This window comes from Pseudomonas wadenswilerensis (assembly GCF_900497695.1).
In the GTDB taxonomy this organism is placed as follows: Bacteria; Pseudomonadota; Gammaproteobacteria; order Pseudomonadales; family Pseudomonadaceae; genus Aquipseudomonas; species Aquipseudomonas wadenswilerensis.
Map to the genome: position 1 here is coordinate 121,239 of NZ_UIDD01000012.1, position 26,661 is coordinate 147,899.

The 26,661-nt window shown below is 62.5% G+C and carries 18 protein-coding genes; 6 read left to right on the forward strand and 12 right to left on the reverse strand.

Annotated elements, in window-relative coordinates:
• The first annotated feature begins 96 nt into the window (after positions 1-96).
• Both CCOS864_RS25370 and CCOS864_RS25375 read left to right on the forward strand, forming a co-directional pair.
• Entirely contained in the window at positions 97-726 is a 630-nt protein-coding gene (locus CCOS864_RS25370; protein WP_115089055.1) for a TetR family transcriptional regulator, read from the forward strand.
• A gap of 177 nt (positions 727-903) precedes the next feature.
• Entirely contained in the window at positions 904-2,013 is a 1,110-nt protein-coding gene (locus CCOS864_RS25375; RefSeq protein ID WP_115089058.1) for an AGE family epimerase/isomerase, read from the forward strand.
• A gap of 83 nt (positions 2,014-2,096) precedes the next feature.
• On the opposite strand, the gene CCOS864_RS25380 is transcribed toward CCOS864_RS25375, so the two are convergent.
• The 7 genes from CCOS864_RS25380 to CCOS864_RS25410 all read right to left on the reverse strand — a co-directional run bounded on the left by CCOS864_RS25380 (position 2,097) and on the right by CCOS864_RS25410 (position 8,623).
• Positions 2,097-2,864 carry an SDR family oxidoreductase gene (locus tag CCOS864_RS25380; RefSeq protein WP_115089514.1) on the reverse strand — a complete coding sequence of 256 codons (768 nt, stop codon included), beginning with the start codon at positions 2,862-2,864 and terminating at the stop codon, positions 2,097-2,099.
• 23 nt (positions 2,865-2,887) lie between these two features.
• Positions 2,888-3,157: a hypothetical protein gene (locus tag CCOS864_RS25385; protein ID WP_115089060.1), complete on the reverse strand. Its 270-nt coding sequence runs from the start codon at positions 3,155-3,157 to the stop codon at positions 2,888-2,890.
• Positions 3,158-3,540: 383 nt separating this feature from the next.
• On the reverse strand, positions 3,541-4,257 hold the full coding sequence (locus CCOS864_RS25390) for an ABC transporter ATP-binding protein (protein WP_115089062.1): 717 nt from the start codon (positions 4,255-4,257) through the stop codon (positions 3,541-3,543).
• The gene (locus CCOS864_RS25395; RefSeq protein ID WP_038997426.1) at positions 4,254-5,129 is read right to left on the reverse strand and encodes an ABC transporter ATP-binding protein; all 876 of its coding nucleotides are present in this window, start codon (positions 5,127-5,129) and stop codon (positions 4,254-4,256) included. Before CCOS864_RS25395 ends, CCOS864_RS25390 begins: the two co-directional genes overlap by 4 nt.
• On the reverse strand, positions 5,126-6,409 hold the full coding sequence (gene livM, locus CCOS864_RS25400; RefSeq protein ID WP_115089064.1) for a high-affinity branched-chain amino acid ABC transporter permease LivM: 1,284 nt from the start codon (positions 6,407-6,409) through the stop codon (positions 5,126-5,128). Before livM ends, CCOS864_RS25395 begins: the two co-directional genes overlap by 4 nt.
• Before the next feature lie 2 nt (positions 6,410-6,411).
• Entirely contained in the window at positions 6,412-7,326 is a 915-nt protein-coding gene (locus CCOS864_RS25405; protein ID WP_010221625.1) for an ABC transporter permease subunit, read from the reverse strand.
• Positions 7,327-7,486: 160 nt separating this feature from the next.
• Positions 7,487-8,623: a branched-chain amino acid ABC transporter substrate-binding protein gene (locus CCOS864_RS25410; protein WP_115089065.1), complete on the reverse strand. Its 1,137-nt coding sequence runs from the start codon at positions 8,621-8,623 to the stop codon at positions 7,487-7,489.
• Positions 8,624-9,093: 470 nt separating this feature from the next.
• Here CCOS864_RS25410 and pncB point away from each other — a divergent pair, with 470 nt between their 5' ends.
• Positions 9,094-10,296, forward strand: coding sequence for a nicotinate phosphoribosyltransferase (pncB, locus tag CCOS864_RS25415; protein WP_038997430.1), 1,203 nt, complete (start codon positions 9,094-9,096; stop codon positions 10,294-10,296).
• 3 nt (positions 10,297-10,299) lie between these two features.
• Positions 10,300-11,127, forward strand: a complete 828-nt coding sequence (gene nadE, locus CCOS864_RS25420; RefSeq protein WP_115089067.1) for an ammonia-dependent NAD(+) synthetase — start codon at positions 10,300-10,302, stop codon at positions 11,125-11,127.
• A 95-nt stretch (positions 11,128-11,222) separates the two neighbouring features.
• Here the strand turns inward: nadE and azu are convergent, their stop codons facing one another.
• The gene (gene azu / locus CCOS864_RS25425; protein ID WP_115089069.1) at positions 11,223-11,669 is read right to left on the reverse strand and encodes an azurin; all 447 of its coding nucleotides are present in this window, start codon (positions 11,667-11,669) and stop codon (positions 11,223-11,225) included.
• A 354-nt stretch (positions 11,670-12,023) separates the two neighbouring features.
• On the opposite strand from azu, the gene CCOS864_RS25430 reads away from it, so the two are divergent.
• Positions 12,024-12,611, forward strand: a complete 588-nt coding sequence (locus tag CCOS864_RS25430; protein ID WP_115089071.1) for an LOG family protein — start codon at positions 12,024-12,026, stop codon at positions 12,609-12,611.
• A gap of 116 nt (positions 12,612-12,727) precedes the next feature.
• Here the strand turns inward: CCOS864_RS25430 and CCOS864_RS25435 are convergent, their stop codons facing one another.
• The 4 genes from CCOS864_RS25435 to CCOS864_RS25450 form a co-directional block, all read right to left on the reverse strand.
• Positions 12,728-13,645, reverse strand: a complete 918-nt coding sequence (locus tag CCOS864_RS25435; protein ID WP_115089073.1) for a transglutaminase family protein — start codon at positions 13,643-13,645, stop codon at positions 12,728-12,730.
• A complete protein-coding gene (locus CCOS864_RS25440; RefSeq protein ID WP_115089515.1) occupies positions 13,645-16,131 on the reverse strand; it encodes a circularly permuted type 2 ATP-grasp protein in 2,487 nt (828 codons plus the stop codon). Before CCOS864_RS25440 ends, CCOS864_RS25435 begins: the two co-directional genes overlap by 1 nt.
• A 39-nt stretch (positions 16,132-16,170) precedes the next feature.
• On the reverse strand, positions 16,171-19,455 hold the full coding sequence (locus tag CCOS864_RS25445; protein WP_115089076.1) for a transglutaminase family protein: 3,285 nt from the start codon (positions 19,453-19,455) through the stop codon (positions 16,171-16,173).
• 200 nt (positions 19,456-19,655) lie between these two features.
• Positions 19,656-21,959, reverse strand: a complete 2,304-nt coding sequence (locus tag CCOS864_RS25450) for a YgiQ family radical SAM protein (RefSeq protein WP_115089078.1) — start codon at positions 21,957-21,959, stop codon at positions 19,656-19,658.
• A 168-nt stretch (positions 21,960-22,127) separates the two neighbouring features.
• Here CCOS864_RS25450 and CCOS864_RS25455 point away from each other — a divergent pair, with 168 nt between their 5' ends.
• Positions 22,128-26,657: a hypothetical protein gene (locus CCOS864_RS25455; RefSeq protein ID WP_115089080.1), complete on the forward strand. Its 4,530-nt coding sequence runs from the start codon at positions 22,128-22,130 to the stop codon at positions 26,655-26,657.
• The last annotated feature ends 4 nt before the right edge of the window (positions 26,658-26,661 follow it).

The window sequence follows — 26,661 nt, forward strand, 5'->3', positions numbered from 1 at the left end:
AGCTCCCCTCCCAGCCCGGTCCATTGACCGGGCTTTGTTTTTCTGGCGCCAGGCTATTAGAGTGCAGGGCTGTTTCACTGCCTGCCGATACTTGCCATGCTGCCGCGCGCCGAACAAAAGCAACAGACCCGCCACGCCCTGCTGGATGCCGCCCGCCACCTGATGGAAAGCGGTCGAGGCTTCGGCAGCATCAGCCTGCGCGAAGTGGCGAAAACCGCAGGCATCGTCCCTACCGGCTTTTACCGGCATTTCTCCGACATGGACCAACTGGGCCTGGCCCTGGTCAATGAAGTCGGCGAAACCTTTCGCCAGACCATCCGCCTGGTGCGCCAGAACGAATTCGAGCTCGGCGGCATCACCGATGCCTCGGTGCGGATCTTTCTCGACGTGGTGGCGGCCAACCGCGCCCAGTTCCTGTTCCTGGCCCGCGAGCAATATGGTGGTTCGCAGCCGGTACGCCAGGCTATCGGTACCCTGCGCCAGGGCATCAGCTCGGACCTGGCCACCGACCTTGCGCGCATGCCGCGCTGGCAGCACCTGGACGCCGCAGCCCTGGCGGTGATGGCCGACCTGGTGGTGAAAACCGTGTTCGCCACCCTGCCGGAACTGATCGACGAACCAAGCGCCAGCGCCGTCGAACCGATCAGCGCCCAGGAAAAAATCACCCAGCAGCTGCGCTTCATCTTTGTCGGCGCCAAGCACTGGCAGGGGCTCAGCACCCTGTAGGCAGTCTGTTCCGGGGCTGCTTCGCAGCCCATCGCCGGCAAGGCCGGCTCCCACAGAGATCACTGACCCCACCGAAGTCCTGTGGGAGCTGGCCTTGCCAGCGATGAGGCCGGCAAAGTCGCCGCCGTTTCCTGCTACCATTGCGCGCAAACGCACCGACCGCGACGAACTTTTTCCATGCCCGACCTTCGTACTGCCCAGCCTGAACTGCCCGCCCTGCTCGCCGAGGTCCAGACGCACTTTGACCAGCGCATCGTGCCGCTGTGGCAAGGCCCGGGCTGGAATGCAGACATGGCCCTGCCCTTCGAAGCCCTCGACCCACAGCAGCAACCCATGCCGGTGCAGCGCTACCGGGCCATGGCCTGCGCACGCCAGCTGTACCTGTTCAGCAGCCGTATCGAGCAGCCCGGCGCCAGCGAGCGCGCCGCGGCTCTGTTTCGCTCCTTGCAGCGGCACTTCCATGATGCCGAGCACGGCGGCTGGTTCTACAGCATCGATGCCCAGGGCAAGCCGCTGGACCGACGCAAGGACCTCTACACCCACGCCTTTATCGTCTTCGCCTGCGCGCATTACTGGGGCAAGGTCCGCGAGCCGCTGGTCGAGTCGACCCTCAACGCTGCGCTGGAAGTGGTGGCCGTGCAGTTCGCCCGTGATGACGGCCTGTACGAGGCGAGCCTTGGCGAAGACTGGTCGGACCTGGCCAGCGGCCCGCTGCAGAACCCGCTGATGCACCTAGCCGAAGCCTTCCTCGCCACCCTGTCGGTGCGTGACGATGAAACTGTTCAGCAAGCGCTGGAAACCCTGGCAGCGGCCATGCAGACGCACTTCATCGACCCTGAACACGGGGTGATGCTGGAAAAGCCGCGCGGGGCTGTGGATAACTGGTTCGAACCGGGTCACCAGTTCGAATGGTTCTACTTGCTGGAGTCTTCGCCGCTGTTACGCGGTGGCGAGTTGCATGGGTCGCTCAGCCGGGCATTCGCCTATGCCGAACACTGCGGCGTGAAAGACACGGCGGTGCTGGCAATGCTCAGCGCCGATGGCCAGGTGCGCGACGCAACCCAGCGCATCTGGGCCCAGGCCGAATACCTGCGCGCCCTGACCTTGCGCCCGGCGAGCGCCGCCACGGTGCTGGCCCAGTTCAAGGCGCTGCAGCAGAATTTCCTGCATGCCGGAGGCTGGTATGAGTGCCGGGATGCCAATGGCAAGGTCAGCCGCTTCGATATGCCGTCGACTACGCCTTACCATCTGGCGACTTGCCTGGAAGGGCTGCAGCGTCAGCTTTGACGCTATCGCCGGCAAGGCCGGCTCCCGCAATGGCCCTGGTGGCCTGAAATCCGTGTGGGAGCTGGCTTGCCAGCGAGAGGCCCTCAAGCCTTGCCTGAACGATCGATCGAAAAACCCGCCCACGCCTGACTCACCGGCATCAGCTCGAGGCTGTTGATGTTGATGTGCGCCGGCTGGTTCATGATCCAGAAGATGGTCTCGGCGATATCCTGCGGCTGAATCGGCTCGGCCCCGGCATAGGTGGCGTCGTAACGCGCCTGGTCACCACCGAAACGCACCAGCGAGAACTCGCTCTCGCACAGGCCCGGCTCGATATTGCTCACCCGCACGCCAGTCCCCTGCAGGTCGCAGCGCAGGCTCAGCGAGAACTGCCCGACAAACGCCTTGGTGCCGCCATACACATGACTGCCCGGATACGGATAGTTACCCGCCACCGAGCCGACGTTGAGGATGGTCGCGCCACGGCCATGGGCGATCAGCCGTGGCAGCAGCAGGCGGGTGCTGTACATCAGGCCCTTGATGTTGGTGTCGACCATGGTTTCCCAGTCATCGAGGTCGCACTTGGGCGCCGGGTCAGCGCCCAGGGCCAGGCCTGCGTTGTTGATCAGCCCGCGCAGCTTGGCGAACGCCGGTGGCAGGTTGGCGATGGCCTCTTCCATGGCCTTGCGGTCACGCACATCGAGCACCAGGCCGTGCACTTCGGTTTGTTGCGACAGCTCGGCACACAGCGCTTCCAGGCGCTCCTGACGGCGACCGGTCAGCACCAGCGACCAGCCGGCTTCAGCAAAACGACGGGCGCAGGCTTCGCCGAAGCCGGAGGTTGCGCCAGTGATGAATACGGTAGAGGTCATGCGGGTCTCCTTGATGAGGCTGATCACAGGGTTTGCAGCATGCCCGCCGCCGCGTTCGGCAGCAAGCCATTCAGGACACTGTACAAAAAACGATCAAACCTGTGTAAGCCCCGGTATAGGCGGCCTGTAGCAAGCTTTGCGCATCTTATCCACAAGCCCTTCCACAAAATCCGGGGGCAACTTGAAAACCCTGCAAGCCGCGTAATCCGGGCCTTGAGCAAGTATTTTCCTTGACCTTGGGCGCTGGCCTTGACCTCAGGGTGGTAGCAGTCGCCCAAGGCGCGGATTTCCATGATGGCTCCAGGCCTGTAACGACGCTGTCTACGTCGATCTTTCCAAGGCTTGCCCACAGAGTTATCCACAGGCTGTTGGAGCCGTTTAATCGCCATTTGCGCTAAGGACAAAACACTTGACAAACCCCGATGCGAACGCCGGAAAAAAACCTGATCAAAAAACAATCACAAGCCTGAAAGCCTTGTAGATAAAGGCTTCCAGCAAGCTGCACCCAAGTTACCCACAGTCGCTTCCACACCAATAGTGGACAACTCAAAAGCTGATAAAACAGCCAGTTAAAGCGACTTTCTGTCGCGCCCAAAAGAAAGTCGCCGCAAGGTTTTCCACAAAACTGTGGACAAAAAAACGCCCCGTCAAGCGGGGCGTTTTTTTCAGCTACCGATCAGTGCCCGCCCAGATAGGCGTTACGCACCTCCTCGTTGACCAACAGCTCCTTGCCCGTGCCGGTCATACGGATATGGCCGTTGACCATCACGTAGGCGCGGTCCGAGAGTTTCAGCGCATGGTTGGCGTTCTGCTCCACCAGGAAGATGGTCATGCCGGTCTGCGCCAGCTCACGCAAGGTGGAAAAGATCTGCTTGACCACAATCGGTGCCAGGCCCAGCGACGGCTCATCGAGCAGCAGCAACTTGGGCCGGCTCATCAGCGCCCGGGCGATGGCGAGCATTTGCTGCTCGCCGCCGGACATGGTCATGGCGCGCTGGTTGCGCCGCTCTTTGAGCCGCGGGAACAGCTCGAACATACGCTGCATGTCCTCGCTGGCGAACTTGTCGCCAATGGGGATGGTGCCCATCATCAGGTTCTCTTCCACCGACATATCGGGGAACACCCGGCGGCCTTCCGGCGACTGGGCAATACCGTTGGAAGCGATGTAGTGCGATGACTTGTGGGTAATGTCGGTGCCACGGTAGATGATCTGCCCGGCCGCTGCCCGCGGCTGGCCGAAGATCGACATCAGCAGGGTCGACTTGCCGGCGCCGTTGGAGCCGATCAGGCTCACCGTTTCACCTTCATCGATGTGCAGCGAGACTTTCTTCAGGGCCTGGATCGGCCCGTAGAACACGTCGATCTCTTTCAGTTCGAGGATCGGTGTACTCATACCAGTTCCTCTTCATCGGCGCCCAGGTAGGCGGCAATCACCGTCGGGTTGTGACGGATGTCCTGTGGCGCGCCCTCAGCGATCACGTTGCCGTGGTCAAGCACCACGATATGGTCGGAAATGCTCATGACCATGCCCATGTCGTGCTCGATCAGCACCACGGTCAGGTCATGCTCGTCGCGCAGCACACGGATCATCTTGCTCAGCGCTTCGGTTTCCTGCGGGTTGAGGCCGGCGGCCGGTTCGTCCAGGCAGATGATCTGCGGGCGCGTGCACATGGCCCGGGCAATTTCCAGGCGACGTTGCTGCCCGTACGACAGCTCACCGGCCAGGCGGTTGGCACAGTCGACCAGGTCGACCACTTCCAGCCAGTAGAAGGCATGGTCCAGGGCATCGCTTTCGGCCTTGCGGTAGCCCTTGGTGTTGAGCACGCCGGCCAGCAGGTTGCGGTTGACCCACATGTGCTGGGCCACCAGCAGGTTCTCGACCACCGACATTTCCCGGAACAGGCGGATGTTCTGGAAGGTCCGCGCCAGCCCGGCGCGGTTGACCAGGTGGGTACCGCCGAACATCTTGTAGTGCAGGCGGTTGATGAAGCGCTTGGGCGAGACGAAATCGCCCAGCTGGAAGCGTTCGCCCAACAGCTGGATGACGTTGGTGCGGGTGCCGCGCAGGTTCAGTTCGATCTTGCCGCCACTGGCCTTGTAGAAGCCGGTCAGGCAGTTGAACACCGTGGTCTTGCCTGCACCGTTGGGGCCGATCAGGGCGAAGATCTGGTTGCGTCTGACCTTGAGGCTGACATCGCTGAGCGCCTTGATGCCGCCGAACTGCATCATCAGGTTTTCAACCGAGAGAATCACGTCATCGCTCATGGCGCCACTCCTTTACGCGGGACTACACCGGTACGGCTGATGCGAATCAGGCCGCGCGGTCTCCAGATCATCATCAACACCATCAGCACGCCGAACAGCAGCACCCGGTATTCGGAGAAGCTGCGCAGCAGTTCCGGCGCCACCGTCAGCACGAACGCGGCGATCACCACGCCGACGGTCGAGCCCATGCCGCCGAGCACGACAATGGCGAGGATCAGCGCCGACTCGAAAAAGGTGAACGACGACGGGTTGACGAAACCCTGGTAACTGGCAAAGAACACCCCGGCAAGGCCGGCGGTGGAGGCGCCGAGGGTGAAGGCCGAGAGTTTCACCAACACATGATTCAAGCCCATGGAGCGGCAGGCGATCTCATCTTCGCGCAACGCTTCCCAGGCGCGGCCGACCGGCATGCGGGTCAGCCGGTGCTTGATGTACAGCACCGCCAGCACCACCAGGAACAGCACGATGTAGATGAACAGGAATTTCACATTGGGGTTGTAGGCGATGCCGAAAAACTCATGGAAAGGCACCCCGCCGTCCTTGGCCCGGCGGCCAAACTCCAGGCCCATGAACGTTGGCGACGGCACCGGCATGCCATTGGGGCCACCGGTAAACGACAACCAGTTGTTCAGTATCAGCCGGATGATTTCGCCAAAGCCCAGGGTGACGATGGCCAGGTAGTCGCCATGCATCCTCAGCACCGGAAAGCCCAATATGCACCCGGCCAGCGCCGCCGCGATCGCCGCCAGTGGCAACACAGTCCAGAAGCCCAGGCCCAGGTACTGGTAACCCAGGGCCAGGCCATAGGCGCCGATGGCGTAGAAGGCCACGTAGCCCAGGTCGAGCAGGCCGGCAAGGCCCACCACGATGTTCAGGCCCAGGCCCAGCAGCACGTAGATCAGGCCGAGGATGACCACGGTCAGCAGGTACTTGTTGGCGAAGAACGGAAAGACGATGGCAATCACGATCAGTGCCGGGATGATCCAGCGCAGCCGCGATTTGTAGTCTGGCGCCAGCACGTGCACGCCGGAGCCGCTGCCCTCGAAGCCCTGGAGGATCGACTGGCCCTTGGGTGTCTGCAGGAACAAGCTGAGCAAGAAACGCCCGGCCATGACCCCGGCCACCAGCCAGGCAACGCGGGTGGGTTCAAGGTTGAAGCTGTAGCCGTCGAGCACCACGCCGACGATGGGCCCGAATACGATCAGGGAAATCAGCCCGGCGAGAATCGCATCGATCAGGCTGCGCTTGATATCGAATGTAGTTGTATTGGCAGCAGACATACTTACACCTTCGCCACGAGTGGGCGACCCAGCAGGCCTTGGGGACGGAAGATCAGAATCAGCACCAGCAGCGAGAAGCTGAACACGTCCTTGTAGTCGGAGTTGATCAGCCCGGAGAACAACGACTCGGAAATCCCGAGGATGATCCCGCCGAGCATGGCGCCCGGTAATGAGCCGATGCCACCGAGGACCGCAGCGGTGAAGGCCTTGATGCCGATGATGAAGCCGGCATAGAAGTCGAAGGTGCCATAGTTCATGGTGATCAGCACGCCGGCCAGGGCCGCCATGACTGCACCGATGACAAACACATAGGAGATCACCCGGTCAGTGTTGATACCGAGGATCGAGGCCATCTTGCGATCCTGCTGGGTGGCCCGGCACATGCGCCCGAGCTTGGTGAACTTGATGATGTAGGTGAGTGCGGCCATGCCGACGAAGGCTGCCACCAGGATGAAGATCTTGGTGTAGGTCAGTTGGACGAATCCGGTGCCCACCTCGACGCGCCAGGCGCCTTCGAGCAGGGTCGGTACGCCTTGCTGGCGTGCGCCCTGGCTGATCTGCGCGTAGTTCTGCAGGATCAGCGAGATGCCGATGGCACTGATCAGCGGCGCCAGGCGGGTGGAGTTACGCAGGGGTTTGTAGGCGATGCGTTCGATGGTCCAGCCGTAGACACCGGTGACCACCACCGTGAAGATCAGCGTCCCGAGCATCAGCAAGGGGAAGGATTCGATACCGAAATACGCCAGCAATGCCAGGCTGATTGCCGCGAGATACGCGGAAATCATATACACCTCGCCGTGCGCGAAGTTGATCATGCCGATAATGCCATAGACCATTGTGTAGCCGATGGCGATCAGGCCATAGACAGACCCGAGGGTCAGCCCGTTGACCAGTTGCTGCAGGAAAATACCATCCATAACGCAATCTCACGTATTTGAGATTGCACAAGCGCCGACTACGGTGAGCCCCGGATGAAGCGGCCCTCGCAGCGCAGGGTTGTGCAGATCTACGAGAAAAGACAGGTACGGCGCAAAACCGGGTAGCGACCCGGGCACAAGCCCGGGTCGCCTACCGTTGTTATTTTTGTTTTTCCAGTTGGTGATACTTGCCGTCCTTGTCCCACTGGTAGACCACGTAGTCGGAGACCGTCAGGTCGCCCTTGGTGTCCCACTTCTTCTCGCCCATCACGGTTTGCACCGGATTGGCCTTGAGCCACTTGGCAGCGTCTTCGCCCTTGTTCGACTTGGCGCCGTTGAACGCTGCAGCCAGGGCCTGGACCGAGGCGTAGGCGTACAGGGTGTAGCCTTCTGGCTCGGTACCGCCTTTGCGGAACTCCTCGACCACGGCCTTGCTGTCTGGCAGCAGGCGCGGGTCGGCGCCGAAGGTCATGTACACGCCATCGACGTACTGTGGGCCACCAGCGGTGGAGACCAGTTCGTCGGTTACGATGCCGTCATCGGACATGAACTTGACGTCTTTCAGACCCGCCTCACGTAGTTGCCGCACCAGAGGACCCGCTTCCGGATGCAGGCCACCGAAGTAGACGACATCGGCACCAGCGCCGCGAATCTTGGTGACCACGGCACTGAAGTCTTTCTCGCCCCGGGTCAGGCCTTCGTAAAGAACGGGTTTCACGCCACGCTTCTCAAGCTGGGCCTTGGTGGCATCCGCCAGGCCCTGGCCGTAAGTGTCCTTGTCATGCAGGACCACGACCTTCTTGCCTTTGAGCACGTCGACGATGTAGTCGCCGGCGACGATACCCTGCTGATCGTCACGCCCGCACATGCGGAACATGCCGGTCAGGCCGCGTTCGGTAACTGCCGGGTTGGTCGAACCCGGGGTGATTGCGATGACACCGGCCTCGTCATACACCTCAGAGGCCGGAATGGTGTTGGACGAGCAGAAGTGCCCGACCACACCGATGACCTTGTCCTGGTCAACCAGGCGGTTGGCCACGGCCACGGCCTGTTTCGGCTCGCAGGCGTCGTCACCCTTGACCAGCACGATCTTCTCGCCGTTGACCCCGCCCGCGGCATTGACCTTGTCGGCTGCCGCCTGTGCACCTTTCATGTACTGCTCGCCAAACGCTGCGTTGGCACCGGTCATCGGGCCTGCTACGCCGATCTTGATGTCGGCCTGAACATACGAAGAAATGCCCAGCGCCGTAGCCACGGCGAGGGCCAGAAAGCCTTTCTTGTAAAACGTCTGCGACATGAGGTGGTGCTCCTGGAGTTTTTTTTGGTTGGCACTACAACTTTCAGCAATTGCTCTGAGCAAGGGCCGTGCCATTGGTTTTTTATTCTGGAAAAACTCGTGAACAAGTTGCGCAGCAAGGATTCGCGGCCTTTTTTTACTGGTCGTGCAACCGTCTGCCTTACGGAAAGCGCCACCCGCCCCGACAAAAAAGAGCAACCACGAAGTGCCATCATTGCAACCCTGGGTTTTGGTTACGTGCAACCAGCCTGTAACAGGATGCGTAACCGAACTGCACATCCTTGGTGCGCGACTGCTACAGCGGGCACCATTACAGGCTAGTCGCTGACCGCTAAAAGCGCCGCTACCTGTAGCCTGCTACCGAATTACCCCTGCCCCGGCCTGCCCTCATGGCGACAAAGGCTGGCACAATGCGCAAGTCTGTGCGTCATCACTGGCGGTGATGGCGTGCGCCCCCTTTGGAGCCCCCTATGAGCGAGAGTGCATTTGCCGATCGCATCGTGCAGAACCTGCTCGACACCGATTTCTACAAGCTGACCATGATGCAGGCCGTGCTGCACAACTACCCCAACGTCGACGTCGAGTGGGAATTCCGCTGCCGCAACGGTGAAGACCTGCGCCCTTATCTGGCGCAGATCCGCGAACAGATCGAGCAGCTGTGCGAACTGAGCCTGGGTAATGGCCAGCTGGGCTTCCTTGAACAGATCAGCTTCATGAAGCCGGACTTCCTGCGCTTTCTCGGGCTGTTTCGCTTCAACCTGCGCTACCTGCAACTGGGGGTCGAGAACGATCAGCTGTACCTGCGCCTGCGCGGGCCCTGGCTGCACGTGATCCTGTTTGAAGTGCCATTGCTGGCGATCATCAGCGAAGTGCGCAACCGCCATCGTCATCCCCAGGCAAAACTGAGCGATGCCCGCGACCAGTTGTATCGCAAGTTCGACTGGCTCAAGGCCAATGCCAGCAGCGAGGAACTGGCCGAGCTGCAGGTGGCCGACTTCGGCACCCGCCGACGCTTCTCCTACAAGGTTCAGGAAGAAGTGGTACGGGTACTCAAGGATGATTTCCCGGCGCGCTTCGTCGGCACCAGCAACGTGCACCTGGCACGGAAACTGGATATCAAGCCGCTGGGGACCATGGCCCATGAATGGATCATGGCCCACCAGCAACTGGGGCCGCGGCTGATCGACAGCCAGATCGCCGCGCTCGACTGCTGGGTGCGCGAATACCGCGGACTGCTTGGCATCGCCCTGACCGATTGCATCACCATGGATGCCTTCCTGACCGATTTCGACCTGTACTTCGCCAAACTGTTCGATGGCCTGCGCCATGACTCGGGCGACCCGGTGCAATGGGCGGAAAAGGCCATCGCCCACTACCGCAAGCTGGGAATCGACCCGATGACCAAGACCCTGGTGTTCTCCGACGGCCTGAACCTGACCAAGTCGCTGGAGATCTTCCGTGCCCTGCGCGGGCGGATCAACGTCAGCTTCGGCATCGGCACCAACCTCACCTGCGACCTGCCCGGGGTGGCGCCGATGAGCATCGTGCTTAAAATGACCGACTGTAACGGCCAGCCCGTCGCCAAGATTTCCGATGAGGCGGCCAAGACCCAATGCCGCGACGAAAACTTCGTCGCCTACCTGCGCCACGTCTTCAAAGTGTCCAAGGAGTAATTCATGCAAGCCGTCCAGCGAGAGATTGCCCAAGCGCTCAAGGTCCAGCCGCCGTTCGCCGACAGCGCCGCGCTCGAAGCCGAAGTGACCCGGCGCGTGGCCTTCATCAAGACCTGCCTGAACAACGCACGGCTAAAGACCCTGGTGCTGGGCATCAGTGGCGGCGTCGACTCGCTGACCGCCGCGCTGATGGCACAACGGGCGATCAATGAATTGCGCAGCGAGAGCGGTGACGCGCAGTACCGCTTCATTGCCGTGCGCCTGCCCTATCAGGTGCAGCACGACGAACACGACGCCCAGGCCTGCCTGGAGGTGATCAAGGCCGACGAGGTGCACACCGTCGACATCGCCCCAGCCGTGCGCGCCCTGGCAGCCGAGGTCAAGGCCCTGGAGAACGGCTCGCCGGCGATGGTCGACTTCGTCGTCGGCAACACCAAGGCGCGCATGCGCATGGTTGCCCAGTACACCATCGCCGGCGCCCGTCAGGGCCTGGTGATCGGCACCGACCATGCCGCCGAAGCGGTGATGGGTTTCTTTACCAAATTTGGTGATGGTTCCTGCGACCTGGCGCCGCTCAGTGGCCTGGTGAAGAACCAGGTACGGGCCATCGCCCGCAGCTTTGGCACGCCGGAATCACTGGTGGAGAAGGTCCCGACCGCAGACCTGGAAGACCTGGCGCCCGGCAAGCCGGACGAAGCGTCCCACGGCGTGACCTATGCGCAGATCGATGCGTTTTTGCATGGCGAGCCGGTGAGCCAGGAAGCCTTCGACATCATCAGTGCCACGTACCGCAAGACCCAGCACAAGCGCGAGATGCCATTCGCGCCTTGAGGCGCTGATTGAATCGCCGGCAACGCCGGCTCCCACGGTAATCGGTGTGGGAGCCGGCGTTGCCGGCGATGGGCTGCAAAGCAGCCCCAGGGCAATTACTTCAGGGTAATGGTGCCTTTCATCATCGAGATGTGGCCAGGGAACGAGCAGAAGAAGCCGTACTTCTCGTCCGCCTTGAGCTTGGACACGTCGATGGTCAGCGAATCCTTCTCGCCAGCGCCAATGATCTTGGTGTGGGCGATCACGCGCGCGTCGCCTTCTTTCAGGTAGCTCTTGTCGATGCCGGCAGCCAGGCCTTCGGTGGCGATCGGCTGCATGTCAGCTTCTTTGCTGATGACCAGGTTGTGGCCCATGACGTTCTTCGGCAACGAACCGGAGTGGGTCAGCTCGACGGTGAAGGTCTTGCAGCTCTTGTCGATTTCCAGAGCCTTGGTGTTGAACGACATCTGGTCGGTGGAGTCGATCGTCGCCTTGCACTCAGCGGCAAATACCTGAGTGCTGGCGAGGGTCAGCAAGGATACTGCAACAACTTTGGCAAACATCGTGAATCTCCATGGCAGGGGTTTTTATCAGTTTGAAGACTGCCTGAAACCGCAAGGCCGGCCCATGATGTGGGTCAAGCGCTGGCCGAAGAGCCAGGCAGTAAATTTGTTCTATGGATTGTATACAGGAAATCTAAGTGCCCATCATGCACCTTTGAGGGAGGATGAGACAACCTCTCATTTAGGAGTAAATGATCATGTCCTTTGGTACTTTCCTCAACGGCCTCCTGGCCGCCTACGCCTGCGGTGCTGCGGGCGCGTCGTGCGAGTTTGCCCGGCCAGAATGAATGCTGCGGGCTTGGAAGCGAGCGGCCAGCGCCTTACTCTGTGTGCGCTTGTAACCGGAGAGAAGCAATGCCCGTACGTTCCGTTTGTGTGTTCTGTGGCGCCAGCACCGGCGTCAACCCAGCCTACCGCGAGGCGGCCATCGCCCTCGGCCAGGCCATCGCCGCGCGCGGCCTGACCCTGGTCTACGGCGGTGGCGCCGTGGGCCTGATGGGTATCGTTGCCGATGCGGCCATGGCTGCGGGTGGCGAGGTGATCGGCATCATTCCCGAGGCGCTGAAAAACGCCGAGATTGGCCACACCGGCCTGACCCGCCTGGAAGTGGTCGACGGCATGCACGCGCGCAAAGCGCGCATGGCCGAGCTGAGCGACGCCTTCGTCGCCTTGCCAGGTGGCCTGGGCACCCTGGAAGAATTGTTCGAAGTCTGGACCTGGGGCCAGTTGGGCTACCACGCCAAGCCGCTGGGCCTGCTCGACGTCAACGGCTTCTACAGCAAGCTGGGCAGCTTCCTTGACCATGTGGTGGAAGAAGGCTTCGTGCGCCCGCAACACCGCGCCATGCTGCAACTGGCCGACTCACCGGCCGAGTTGCTCGACGCCATGGACAGCTTCGAAGCCCCCGTGCTACCCAAGTGGGTCGACAAGAAGCCTGATTGACCCGGCCTCATCGCTGGCAAGCCAGCTCCCACACCGCGCAGATCCTGTGGGAGCGGGACTTGCCCGCGATCGAGCGCGAAGCGGTCGCTATCCAGGCGACATGGCTTCATCGCGGGTCAAGCCCGCTCCTGCAAAGCAGCAGCTTCATCCAGCGGCATCACCGTGACCTGCACCTCCGGGTCATGGCTGCCGCCTCCAAGGATCACCCCGCGCAACGGCGACACATCGGAAAAATCCCGGCCCCAGGCCAGGGTGATGTGCTCCAGCGCCGGCCGCAGGTTGTTGGTGGGGTCGAAATCAATCCAGCCCTGCCCCGGGCAGAACACCGAAACCCACGCATGCGAGGCATCGGCGCCAATCAGCCGAGGCTGACCAGGTGGCGGTCGGGTCAACAGGTAGCCGCTGACATAACGCGCAGCCAGACCACGCGAACGCAGGCAGGCGAGCATCAGGTGGGCAAAATCCTGGCACACCCCGCGACGGCGCTCCAGCACCTCTACCAGTGGCGTGGCGACCTGGGTGGCGTCGGCGTCGAAGGTGAATTCGCTGAAGATCTTCTCCATCAACGCCTGCACGCCTTCCAGCAACGCCCGCCCGGGTTCGAAACAGGATTCGCTGAAAACAACGAAGCGCTGCTTGAGACGCACATAAGGCGACTCAAAACGGTAGCGACAGGCTTCGAAAAACTCCGCCACCAACGGCTGACTGGCATAGGTCAGGGCATCGCGCACCCGCTCCCAGGCGGGCGAGGCGGCAAAGTCCGGCGCGTCCCGCTCCAGCACTTCAACCTGCAAGCGCGCCACCACCCGCAATTGCTCATGCTGGCGCTCGAAGGCCAGGCGGGTCAGCGGGTTGCCGAATACATCCCACTCATCACGCCGCTGGGTTGGCTGCGGGCTGACCTGCAGGGCCTGGGCCGTGCAGCGTTGCCAGGCGCAAGGCCGTGGCCACAGGTGCGCCAGCTGCTGGGCCAGGGACACCGGGCTGTCGTAGCGGTAATGGGTGTCGTGAATGATCTGGTAGTGCGCACTCATCACAGTGACACCGTCTGTTGGCTGACATCATCGACGTGAGCGAAATGGCGCAAGGCCAGGCGCTCGGAGATCTCGCCACTGGCGAGGGCGACCGCTTGCAGCAGATCGGCAAGGCCGGACAGCACTGCCTGCACGCTGGCGCTGCCGAACAAGGGATCTTCCAGGCTGCGCAGGTCGAAGTGACGCAACTGCTCGGCCAGCAGGGCCAGGGCCGGATCGCAGGGGCTGTCGAACTCCTCGCTCAAGCGCTGATTGGCGCGCACCAGCAGCTTGAGCTGAAACAGCACGGCATGGGGGTTCTGTTCATCGAGCAGGAGCAAATCGAGCACCGGGATCAACTGCGCGACGGCCAGATAGCGCGAACGATAGGTGATGCTGCTGTTGCCCAGCTCCAGCAACCATTCGAGCCCGGCCTGGTCGTACACCGCCGGCCCGCGCAGAAACGCCGCCAGGCTGCTGCACAGCGACTGCAGGCGCTCGATGCGTCGACCGATCATCAAGAAACGCCAGCCCTCGTCGCGGGTCATGTCGTCGAGGGCAAAACCCGACAGTGCCGCCAGCGACATCACCAGGCGGTTGAGAAAATCCACCCGCTCACCGAAATCCGCCTCGGCATCCTCCAGGCATTGCGCCTCACGCTGCAGCTCGACCAGCGCCTGCCAGTTCTCCCGCGAGAGCTTGCCGCGCACCTGGGAGGCCGCCCATTGCAGGCGCTGCAAGTTGGCGCGCAGGCTGAAGGCCCAGTCGGCATCATCCAGCGCCGCACGCAGGCGCTCGGGCAATTCGCCCTCCTCCGGCAACAACGACAACTCATCGGCCAGTTCCACCGCGGCCTGCAAGGCCAGCGGGTCGTCGCCGTCCAGGTAACGGGTGAGAATGATCCGCAGCAAACGCGCACTGGCATCGCAGCGCTCGCAGTAACGCCCGAACCAGTACAGGTTCTCCACTACCCGTGACGGCAGATAAGGGTCCTGGCGGATCAGCTCGGCCACGCCGATGCTGCGCTGGGTCCGCCATTGCTCGCCCGCTGGCACAGCGTCGCCAAGCACCCAGGTGTCCTTGCTGGCACCACCGCGCTGCATCGACACCACTTCGGCATCGGCCTGGGCGGCAACCCGGGTCAGGCCACCGGGCAGTACCCGATAACCCTCGGCCGAGGCCACGGCGTACACGCGCATGCCGATGGCCCGCGGCTGCAACTGGCCCTTCTCGGCCTGCCATACCGGCGCCTGGGACAGTTGTGCCAGCTCCTGGGCCACGTAGGCGTACGGCCGGGCCTGGATGCGAGCGGCCAGGGCCTGGCGCTGGGCCGGGTCGAGATCACGACCGAATACCGGGCTGAAGCTCTGCGAGGGGAACGCCGGCTTGACCAACAGCTTGGGCAACTGCTCCAGCGCCCGCGCCATCACCGGTGGCTCACCGCACCACCAGGTGGCGATGGACGGCAGGCTCAGGTCTTCAGCGAACAGGCGCTGGTTGATCGCCGGTAAAAAGCCGAGCAGCCCTGGCGACTCGAGCACGCCGCTGCCCAGCGCATTGGCCACCAGTACCCGGCCCTGGCGCACGGCATCAAGCAAACCGGGCACGCCCAGGGCCGAATCGGTGCGCAGCTCCAGTGGGTCGCAGAAATCATCGTCCAGACGCCGCATGATCGCGTGCACCCGGCGCAGGCCGCTCAAGGTCTTGAGGTACACCGTGGCATCGCGCACGGTCAGGTCGCTGCCCTCGACCAGTGGATAACCCAGTTGCCGGGCCAGGTACAGGTGCTCGAAATAGCTCTCGTTGAAGCGCCCCGGGGTCAGCAACACCACCAGCGGCGCGTCCTTGGCACTGGGCGCCAGCCGCGCCAGGGTCTGTTGCAGGGTACGGAAAAAACCAGCCAGGTGCTGCACCTGCAGGTCGCGGTACAGCTCGGGCAGGGCTCGCGAGACGATGGTGCGGTTCTCCAGCGCGAAACCTGCGCCCGACGGCGCCTGGGTACGGTCGGCAGTGACCCACCAGCGACCGTCCGGGGCGCGGGCAAGGTCCACCGCATAGACATGCAGATAGGTCCCTTCAGGTGGAGCGATACCCTGGCAGGGCCAGAGAAAATTGTTATGGCCATAGACCAGTTCGGCCGGCAGCAGGCCTTCACGGATCAACTGTTGCGGCCCGTAGATATCGGCCAGCACCGCATTGAGCAATCGTGCGCGCTGTTCAACACCCGCCGCCAGCTGCTGCCATTCGGCGGCGGGCAGCAGGTGCGGCAACAGGTCCAGCTCCCACGGCCGGTCGGCACCCTTGGGGTCGGCATAGACATTGTAGGTGACGCCGTTCTCGCGTAACTGGCGGGTCAACGAGGCCTGGCGCTGGGCCAGTTGCGCCGGCCCGCTGCGCTGCAGGTAGGCACACAAGGGCTGCCAATGCTCACGCACCGCGCCTTGGCTTTCGAGCATCTCGTGATAGGTCCCCGCACTCAGCGGGTAAGCATCAAACAGGTCAGGCATGGCAATGCTCGAAGGCCACAAGTCAGTTCAGAGTAACGCTCAGCTGCGGCGCAAATCCAGGGTAAAGGGTAGTTCCGGGTTTACCTGCAGCACAGGTACGTCCACTACGCCCGGGCTATGCCCAAGGCGGAAAAAGCGCGCCTGACGCCGGCTCTGGGCTTCGTTGGCATTGACCGGCAGGGTCTGGTAATTGCGCCCGCCCGGATGGGCGACATGGTATTGGCAGCCGCCCAGCGACCGGCCCATCCAGGTGTCGAGCAGGTCGAACACCAGCGGCGCATGCACCGCGATGGTCGGCTGCAAACAATTGGCCGGCTGCCAGGCGCGATAACGCACGGCGGCGACAAACTCACCGACCCGCCCGGTTGGCTGCAAGGGTAGCGCCCGGCCATTACAAGTCAGCTGATAACGCTCCGGCGGCATGCCGCTGACCTTGACCTGCAGGCGTTCCAGCGACGAATCGACATAACGTACGGTGGCACCGCCACTGCCCTCCTCGCCCAATACATGCCAGGGCTCCAGGGCCTGGCGCAGCTCCAGCTCGATACCGTTGACGGCATAGTCGCCGACCTTGGGAAAGCGAAACTCCAGGTGCGCTGCGAACCACTCGGCACGCAGCGGGTAGCCTGCGGCATTGAGCTCGACCAGTACATCAGCGAAGTCCTGCTCGATAAAGTACGGCAGCATGAAGCGGTCGTGCAGCTCGGTCCCCCAGCGGGCCAGGCGCTTGGGCGCATAGGGTTCACGCCAGAAACGCGCGACCAAGGCGCGCAGCAAAAGCTGCTGGACCAGGCTCATGCGCGCATGAGGCGGCATCTCGAAGGCGCGCAGTTCCAGCAACCCCAGGCGCCCGGCCGGACCATCCGGGGAGTACAGCTTGTCGATGCAGAACTCGGCGCGGTGGGTATTGCCGGTGACGTCGATCAGCAGGTTACGCAGTAGCCGGTCGACCAGCCAGGGCGGACACTCCTCGTCAGGCGCGGGCATCTGCGCGAAGGCAATTTCCAGTTCATAGAGGGCGTCGTTACGCGCTTCATCCACCCGCGGCGCCTGGGAAGTCGGACCGATGAACAGGCCGGAAAACAGGTAGGACAGCGATGGATGGTTGTGCCAATAGCTGATCAGGCTGCGTAGCAGATCGGGCCGGCGCAGGAACGGCGAGTCGGCCGGAGTCGCGCCGCCGAGCACAAAATGGTTGCCGCCGCCGGTACCGGTGTGGCGACCGTCGATCATGAATTTTTCGCTGCTCAGGCGGCTCAGGCGCGCCTGTTCGTAGAGGAACTCGGTACGCTCCACCAACTCGTCCCAACTGGCCGAAGGCTGCACGTTGACCTCAATGACACCGGGATCTGGCGTGATCTTGAAGTTGGCCAGGCGCGGGTCGGCCGGCGGTTCGTAGCCTTCGAGGATGACCGGGCAATGCAGCTCGGCGGCGGTGGCTTCGATCGCCGTGACCAGCTCCAGGTAATCCTCCAGCCGTGATAACGGCGGCATGAACAGGTACAGGCGCCCTTCACGCGGTTCGGCGCACAGGGCCGTTCGGGTCAGCCAGTCGGCCGAGGCATCGATCTCGGGGGCTGTGCGTTCCTTTTCGTCCACTGCATGCCCAGCGCTCGCCCGGGCCAACGCATCGCCGGCGGGCAAATCGCCCAGCACCTGGTTCGGGTCGGTCGGATGCACATAGGGGTATTCAGCGGCCTTGACCCAGGGCTGCGCGGCCAGCGGCAGGCGGTAACCCAGTGGTGAATCGCCAGGCACCAACCGGCAATGCTCATCGCGCAAGTACCAGCGCCCGCTTTGCCAGCGCTCTTCGTCGGCACTGCGAGCCAACGGCAGAACCTGGCCGATGACCTTGTCCAGGCCCTGGCTGAACACTTTGCGCAATCGAGCGCGCTCCATCTCGTCGTCCAGCCGTGCATCGTCGACGCGCACATTGGACGGCAGGCCGCCCTCGCGCCACAGGTAATAGAGCTGGTCCTCGTAGGCGGCGAAGACATAGCGCGGCGGCAACTTCAAACGCTCGGCAACGCTGGCCAGGAAGCGCCCGGCCAAGTCGCTGTCGGCGCCAAGGTCTTCCTGTTCGTCGGCAATCAACGCCGGGTTGCTCCACAGCGGCACACCGTCACGCCGCCAGAAGCAGTTGAGCGACCAGCGCGGCAACTGCTCACCCGGGTACCACTTGCCCTGACCGAAATGCACCAGGGCGCTGGGCGCGTAATGCTTGTACAGACGCTGGAACAGCTCGCCAGCGAGGCGCCGCTTGTTCGCGCCCAACGCTGCCGTGTTCCACTCGGCGCCGTCAGGGTCGTCGATGGCAACGAAGGTCGGCTCGCCGCCCATGGTCAGGCGCACATCCGCCGCTTTCAGATCGCTATCCACCTGGCGCCCGAGGGCGACGATGGCCTGCCATTGCTCATCGCTGTAGGGCAGCGTCACCCGTGGTGATTCCCACAGGCGCTCGACGCTCATTTCATGTTCAAAGGTGCATTCGCAGGGCTCGACCAAGCCGCTGATCGGCGCCGCTGAAGTCGGATCGGGGCTACAGGCCAATGGGATATGACCTTCGCCGGCAAACAGCCCTGAGGTGGCATCCAGGCCGATCCAGCCGGCGCCGGGCAGGTACACCTCGCACCAGGCATGCAGGTCGGTGAAATCTTCTTCGGTACCCGCCGGCCCGTCCAGCGACTTGATGTCGGCGGTCAGTTGAATCAGATAGCCGGAGACAAACCGCGCCGCCAGGCCCAGGTGACGCAGCAACTGCACCAGCAGCCAGGCCGAATCACGGCAAGAGCCGGAGCCCAGTTCCAGGGTTTGCTCCGGGGTTTGCACACCAGGTTCGAGGCGGATCAGGTAACTGATGTCTTCGCTCAGGCGCTGGTTCAGGGCAACCAGGAAATCGACGCTGGCTTGCGGCGTACGCTCGATGCTGTCCAGGTAGGTGGCGAACTTCGGCGTCAGCGGCAGTTGCTCCAGGTAGGGCAGCAGTTCGTGGCGTTCGTCACGGCCATAACTGAAGGGCATCTGCTCGGCGTAGGGTTCGAGGAAGAAGTCGAACGGGTTGAACACCGCCATCTCGGCGACCAGGTCGACTTCCACCCGCAGGCTGTCGGTTTTCTCCGGGAACACCAGGCGCGCCAGGTAATTGCCCTGTGGGTCCTGCTGCCAATTAATGAAATGCCCACCCGGCTGCACCTTCAGCGCGTAGGAGAGGATCCGTGTACGGCTGTGGGCGGCCGGGCGCAGGCGAACGATTTGCGGGCCCAGTTCAACTGCACGGTCGTAGCGGTACTCGGTGACATGGTGCAAGGCGACATGAATCGACACGGCGGGCCTCCTGCGAGCCTGGGCGGTAGCGGAACCGCGCAAGACTTGTGCCATGGGCCCAGGCCTGCGATTCCCTGCATGCAGCCCCTACGGTCGCAGCAAAAGCGCACCGTAGCGAGGCCGCCGTGCAAGCCTTGCACAGATTTGAGGCTTTGCCAGCGACACAAACAAAAACGCCAGCCCGAAGGCTGGCGTTTCAGTTAGCGCGGCAGCGCCGGCTGGCGGGCGGGCTTTTTCTTGCCCTTGCCGCCCTTGGCGGCATCCTTGCGCGCCTTGGCCGCTTCCTGGTTGCGGGCAAACGCCGCAGCCTTGGCCTGTTCGCGCTTGTCCCACGGCTTGGAACCGTCGCTGGCACGCGGCGGCAAGCCGTTGTGCTGGGTGAGGATCTTCTGTTCCTTGGCCACCTTGTGGCTGCCGGCCGGGGTCGAGTTCTTGCGCCGGGCACTCTGGTAGCTGTCGGTCGCCGGCTGGTGCAGCGGGATCAGCTGGTGCTTGCCCGGGCCGATCAAGTCGGCACGGCCCATGCGTTCCAGGGCTTCACGCAGCATCGGCCAGCCCTTCGGATCGTGGTAACGCAAGAACGCCTTGTGCAGGCGACGCTGTTGCTCGCTCTTGACGATGGTCACCGGGTCGCTCTTGTAGGTGACCTTGCGCAGCGGGTTCTTGCCCGAGTGGTACATGGCCGTGGCCGACGCCATTGGCGAGGGGTAGAACGCCTGCACCTGGTCGGCGCGGAAACCGTTGCCCTTGAGCCACAAGGCCAGGTTCATCATGTCTTCGTCGGTAGTGCCCGGGTGCGCGGCGATGAAGTACGGGATCAGGTACTGCTCCTTGCCCGCCTCTTTCGAATACTTCTCGAACATGCGCTTGAAGCGGTCATAGCTACCGATGCCCGGCTTCATCATCTGATTCAGCGGGCCTTCCTCGGTGTGCTCCGGGGCAATCTTCAGGTAACCGCCGACGTGGTGGGTCACCAGTTCCTTGACGTACTCCGGCGATTCCACCGCCAGGTCGTAACGCAGACCCGAAGCGATGAGGATCTTCTTCACTCCCGGCAGGTCACGGGCGCTGCGGTACAGCTTGATCAGCGCCGAGTGGTCGGTGTTCAGGTTCGGGCAGATGCCCGGGAACACGCACGATGGCTTGCGGCACGCCGATTCGATCTCGGGGCTCTTGCAGGCAATGCGGTACATGTTCGCGGTCGGGCCGCCAAGGTCGGAGATGACGCCGGTAAAGCCCGGCACCTTGTCGCGGATCTCTTCGATTTCGCGAATGATCGACTCGTGCGAACGGTTCTGGATGATGCGCCCTTCGTGCTCGGTGATCGAGCAGAAGGTACAACCACCGAAGCAGCCGCGCATGATGTTCACCGAGAAACGGATCATGTCGTAGGCCGGAATTTTCTCCTTGCCGTACGCCGGGTGCGGGATGCGCGCATAGGGCATGCCGAACACGTAGTCCATTTCTTCGGTGGTCATCGGAATGGGTGGCGGGTTGAACCACACGTCCACTTCGCCATGCTTCTGCACCAGGGCACGGGCGTTGCCCGGGTTGGTCTCCAGGTGCAACACGCGGTTGGCGTGGGCATAGAGCACGGCATCACCACGGACCTTCTCGAACGACGGCAGGCGGATGACCGTCTTGTCACGGGTCATGCGCGGGCTGGCGAGAATCTGCACAACCTTGGCTTCGTTCGGGTCCTCGACCTCGCCCTTCTCCTGCTCGATGGCGCAGGCCTGGGTGTCCTGGGTGTTGACGTACGGGTTGATGATCTTGTCGATCTTGCCCGGACGGTCGATACGGGTCGAGTCGACCTCGTACCAGCCTTGCGGCGTGTCACGGCGAATGAAAGCAGTACCGCGGATGTCGGTAATGTCTTCAATCTTCTGGCCAAAAGACAGGCGCTGGGCCACTTCGACAATGGCCCGCTCGGCGTTGCCATACAGCAGGATGTCGGCGCAGGCGTCGATCAGGATCGAATGACGGACCTTGTCCTGCCAGTAGTCGTAGTGAGCGATACGGCGCAGAGAAGCTTCAATGCCGCCAAGGACGATTGGCACATGCTTGTAGGCTTCCTTGCAGCGCTGGCTGTAGACCAGGCTGGCGCGATCCGGACGCTTGCCGGCCAGGCCACTCGGAGTATAGGCGTCGTCGGAGCGGATCTTCTTGTCGGCGGTGTAGCGGTTGATCATCGAGTCCATGTTGCCGGCCGCGACGCCGAAGAACAGGTTTGGCTCGCCGAGCTTCATGAAGTCGTCTTTGGACTGCCAGTTCGGCTGGGCAATGATGCCCACGCGGAAACCCTGGGCTTCCAGCAGGCGGCCGATAATGGCCATGCCGAACGACGGATGGTCGACGTAGGCATCACCGGTCACGATGATGATGTCGCAGGAATCCCAGCCGAGCTGATCCATCTCCTCCCTGCTCATCGGCAGGAACGGTGCTGGCCCGAAGCATTCGGCCCAGTATTTGGGATAGTCGAAAAGTGGTTTGGCTGCTTGCATGTCAGTGACCGGTGGCTAATCGATGAAAAATCGCGGGCGCGGAATATAGCACAAAAATTGACCAAATCCGACGGTGGTGGTCGGAATCCGCCCCCGACAATTATTTACCGCCCATCGCCGCCAGCGCCGCGCTCTGATCTGCGTTTTCCACCAATGGAGACGCACACCATGCCCCCCTCAATTGTCGACCAGGTCCCACTGGCAGCCAACGACCTGCAACGCTGGTCAGATCGCCTGACCCTGGAGCTGATCGAAGAGCATCTGAAGCAAAGTTTGCACACCCTGGATGAACATGAGCAGCGCCGCTACCTGCTACTGGCCCGTCTCGGCCCGCAACTGCGCCAGCGTCTGAGTGACGCCCTGCACCAGTTTCGCAGTGCTTTCGAGCACCAGGCTCTGAATGACCTGCGCCAACAACTGGCCCTGGCGTCCGGCCAGGCGCTGGACCCTCTGAGCACCTACCTGCACACCTACTCGCTGGAGGTTCAGCACGAGTTCCCCCACCAGGAAGTCGAACACCTGCAGACTCGCAGTCTCTGGCAGGCAGCCCAGGACAATTTTGGCTTTAACATTGCGCTGCAAAGCGGCTCAGGGCAGGACTTCCTCAAGGCCAGTAGCATCAACACCCGCGAGCCTGGCGGGCGTCATTCGCTGATCCCGGTGAGCACCTTCGTCGATGTCGTGCGCAATTTGAACCTGGGCAAGCGCTTGCAAGACGACTTGCAGCAAAAGCTGCCCGCCCTGAGCGCACCAGCGGTCAACGACTATCAGCGTGCCCTGTTGCAATTTGCCCTGCTGGAAGCCTATCGCAGCACCGAAGACCACGAGTTCAACCGTGAGCAACTGGCCAGCTTGCAAACAGCCTGCGAGCGACCGGGGGCCCTGCAGTGGAAATACTTCAGCCTGAAGTTGCCGGACGGGGTCATCGAACATCTGCTCGGGCTGGCCGGGTCTCAGCCGTTGTTCAGGCCACTGAAACAGGCACTGGACTCAGTGGCCAGCCAACGCATGAGCCAGACCCTGATGGGTAACTTGATTCCGCTGCCGTTTTTCGTGGTCAAGTTGGGCGATGGGATTTTCAGCTATTTTCCCGAACGCCCGGGCGGCGCCTGGCGCTCTCACGCCTCGGCCGTCGACGCTGTGGACTCGTTACGCCAGCAGATCCACGAGGGCCAAAACACCAGCGCATTGCATTGGCTCTATCAATGGCTGCCGCTTGCGCTACAACAAAAGCTCTCGGCACTGCTCAAGCCTGACAACGTTGACCGCAACCAGCTCAATACGTTGGCCAAATTACTGTACGACACCTTTGCCAACCAGCCCTCCACCGCCCTGCTCGATGTCGTCGAGAACCCGAACAGCCCGTGGAAATCGCAATCACTGCTCCAGGTTATCGCCCAGGAACAGCAGCACGGGATTGCCGCCGACCTGGCGCTGATGGCGATCAGCAACAACAGCGTGGATTTCGACACCTTCCAGAGAGGCGCACTGTTCGTGGTCAGCGAGGTGCTGGAGTTGCTGACACTCTCGGTTCCCGGCGGCGTTACCGGCCTCAACCGCGCCATGCTCACCGCCACCTTCGCCAGCCTTGGTTTTCAGTCGATTTCAGCAGCCAACGCACTGCTGTCCGGTCGCATCAACGAAGCAGTCCAGGCCGCGGCCGATATCGCCGACCTGATCATCAGCGCCAGGCTTCAGGGCCTCGGCGCACGGCTCTCGGCTCGCCGCTCAAGGCACCTGGTGGCAGCCCTTGGCCGTGCACCGGCAATTGAGGCACGAATAGCGCAGCAGCTGGATTCGCGAAACTGGAGCGACGCCAGGTTGCTGGAACACCTGCAGCCTCAGCTCCCTACCAAGTCCGCTACCTCCGTAGTGCGGCTGAGCGGTGTAACGCGCGAACAGCTGGAGGCGGCATGGAGCGCGGGGGCGGAGCTGCCTTGGCAACTGCGCTGCGTGATTGAAGGGCAACCATCGGCCAACGCAGAGGGCAACCCGGCCATTGCCGCCCTGACCCTGCGCTTCCCCGGTTTGTCTGTTGCGGCCGCGCGCGAAGCGCTGCGCCGCCACCCCGAGCTGATGCGGCTAGCAACGGACAGTCTCATCGAACCCGGCCCCATTTCGACCTTGCTCGGGCTTGCGCAGGAAAGCCGCAGCCTGTTGGCACTGTGCAAACTGGACGATGAACGGGCTGGCCCCGACCGGGATCTCGAAGCCCTGTGCTGCCAGTTGTTCGCCACCCGCCCTGAGTGGCCAGCTACATTAGGCATCCGCATCGAAGAGAACCTTCAAGCCCCGCCAGGCACAGGCTTCACCCCCGCAGTGCCCGTTCAACACTTCGGTTCACCCGACACCACGGGCTACCTGAGCCTGACCCGCACCGGTAGCCGCTATCACTTCCAGGACATGCCAGGTGTTGGGTTACTGCAGGCCTTGCACGAGCACCCGCACAACCCGTTAGCCAAAGACAATAGCGTTGCCATGTTGCGCGAACATCTGCTCGACATCGCGCTGCGTAACCGTGACCTGCTGCCGGCACTGCTGGCCGAGCCCCCGCTGCAGGCGGTCTCAGCCGGACGTTTGAGGGTTAGCGCCCATCCATTGGCCGGTACTGCCAGCCCGCCTGGGAGCGGCATTCATCGTTACCAGGGAACGACCTACGCCATGATCGAGGGAGCCGCATACCCGATAGTGCCTGAGGCCTCGGCATCAACTCCAGAATGGCGGGTATGGCGACTGGCAGATGGTCCACGCGCCGATAGCCCTGCGATTGTGCTGTATCGCCAGCACTGGTACTACGCCCAGGTTCCTGGCGCCGCCGGCATGCCCCGCCGAGGCGGGCGTCTGGCGCAAATGCAGGAGCAGAACCGTGCAGCCGCCACAGCCGAGCGTGATGCCCAATTTCAGCAGCAATACAACACTCGCCAGCAACTCCTTGAAGTCAACCAGGCACTGCTGACGACCGCCGGCCAGATGACGCAAGCGACTGCCCGGGTCAACGCCACGATTAGTGGCTCAGACGCACAGCTACAAGCCATCTCTGCCCTGGTCCTGACCTACTGGAAAACCATCAAATACATTTCGACGAAGATCGACCTGCTTGAAACCCTGGGCGAGCCGCAGACACTGAGTCAGCAACGAGAGATGCACGAATATCGCCTTCACTGCCTGGAAAAGATCATGCTCAGCCAGGACCTCGCCTTCACCAGTGAAACCGGGGAGTTGCTGGCCGACCCCCATCAGGGCGAGCATGGCCGCTATCGCCTGCAACACCGGCGTATCCTCCAGCACCTGGACGAAAAGCGCCCCTTCCTCGACAAGCACGCGGCCTATATCAAAGCCCTCACCAGCAGCTTTCCCGGCCCTCGCACCGACGCCTATCTCGCCCGGGCCAGGGAACATTTCCCCGCAACTGTGCTGATGCACCAAGCGGCGGTGATCCTGTTCAAGATGGACTTGCTGGTTATCAGCGACACCCCGGACCCGCAAGCCCCGATCCAGCTCAATACCGAGGCGGCGCTGCGCCTGGTGCAACTGCACGACGCCCTGAGCACCTATACCGACCTGGACAGCCTCCCGGAACACTATCAGCTGTCACTGCTCGATGACCTGCAACGCCAATTCGACAACCACCAGCAAGGGCTCAAATCCATGCAGGACACCGCTGCCATGCTGGATAAAGCCCATCTGCGCGACATCGACCAGGCGCTGGTCAACCTGGTGCAGCAGATACAACAGCGACTTGAGTCGATGTACCAAGACCTGACCAGCAATACCCTGTTGAGCCTTGACTCGCAGGCCCTGGACACTGATTTTCTGCCCGCCCTGTCGCTGCAGCAGCCTGTCGCCGGGCCACGCAAGCGGGTGATCAAAGTCAGGCAGCAGGGCACTACGGCATTTAAGGTGGGGGAAGCACACACCGACGAGCAGGGTCGGGAGGTGGTCGATATCATCAGCCCTGGCATCGTTTCCGCCCCCCGGGTGCAACGCTATGTCAACCCAGTGGCCGGCTACTGGCAGCCGCTTGCCACTGAACGCCAGGTTGGCGGCGCTGCGTCGCTGGCAACGCAGCTGTCCCAGGCCAATACGTTACTGGGCAACGTCGAGCAGCAACTGGACAGCGCACGCCAGGATGCCGCGAAAAAACAAAACCCGACCAACATCGTCGAAGCCCTTGAACGTCACGCCGGGGCTCTGGAGGTGTTGGCACAAGGCATTGAGTCATCAAGCACGGCGGCTGAACAAAGTTCCCTGCTCGATCGCCTGCACGGCGCCGCCCAGCGCTTGCGCCAGCATGGCGAGGCATTGCGCCTGATGCTGTACAAATCACCGGAAACACTCGACATCAATCGTCTGCTGTACCTGATCGAGCACCGGCAAGTGAGCGTGCACAAGACACTGATGCGAGCGCCACGCGGTAAAGGGCGGAACAAGTACTTCCTCGACATTTACCAGATCCGCGACGCCCAAGGCAGTCGCTCAACGCTTTGGGAGGCGCATTTTCACTACGATGCGACAACGACCGCCCTGGACCAGTTCCAGCTCAAGGGCGCGCACTTGAAGACCTTGGCACAAAGCCGCCTGGGCGCGGCATCACAGGCTCAGGCCGAGCGTGAAGGGCAAGCCCATGTGCCGATCTGGCGTGCCGCTTTTAGCCCTCAAGCGGCGCGTGAACTGTTCAGGGCCGCCAGTGATGGCTGAGCGG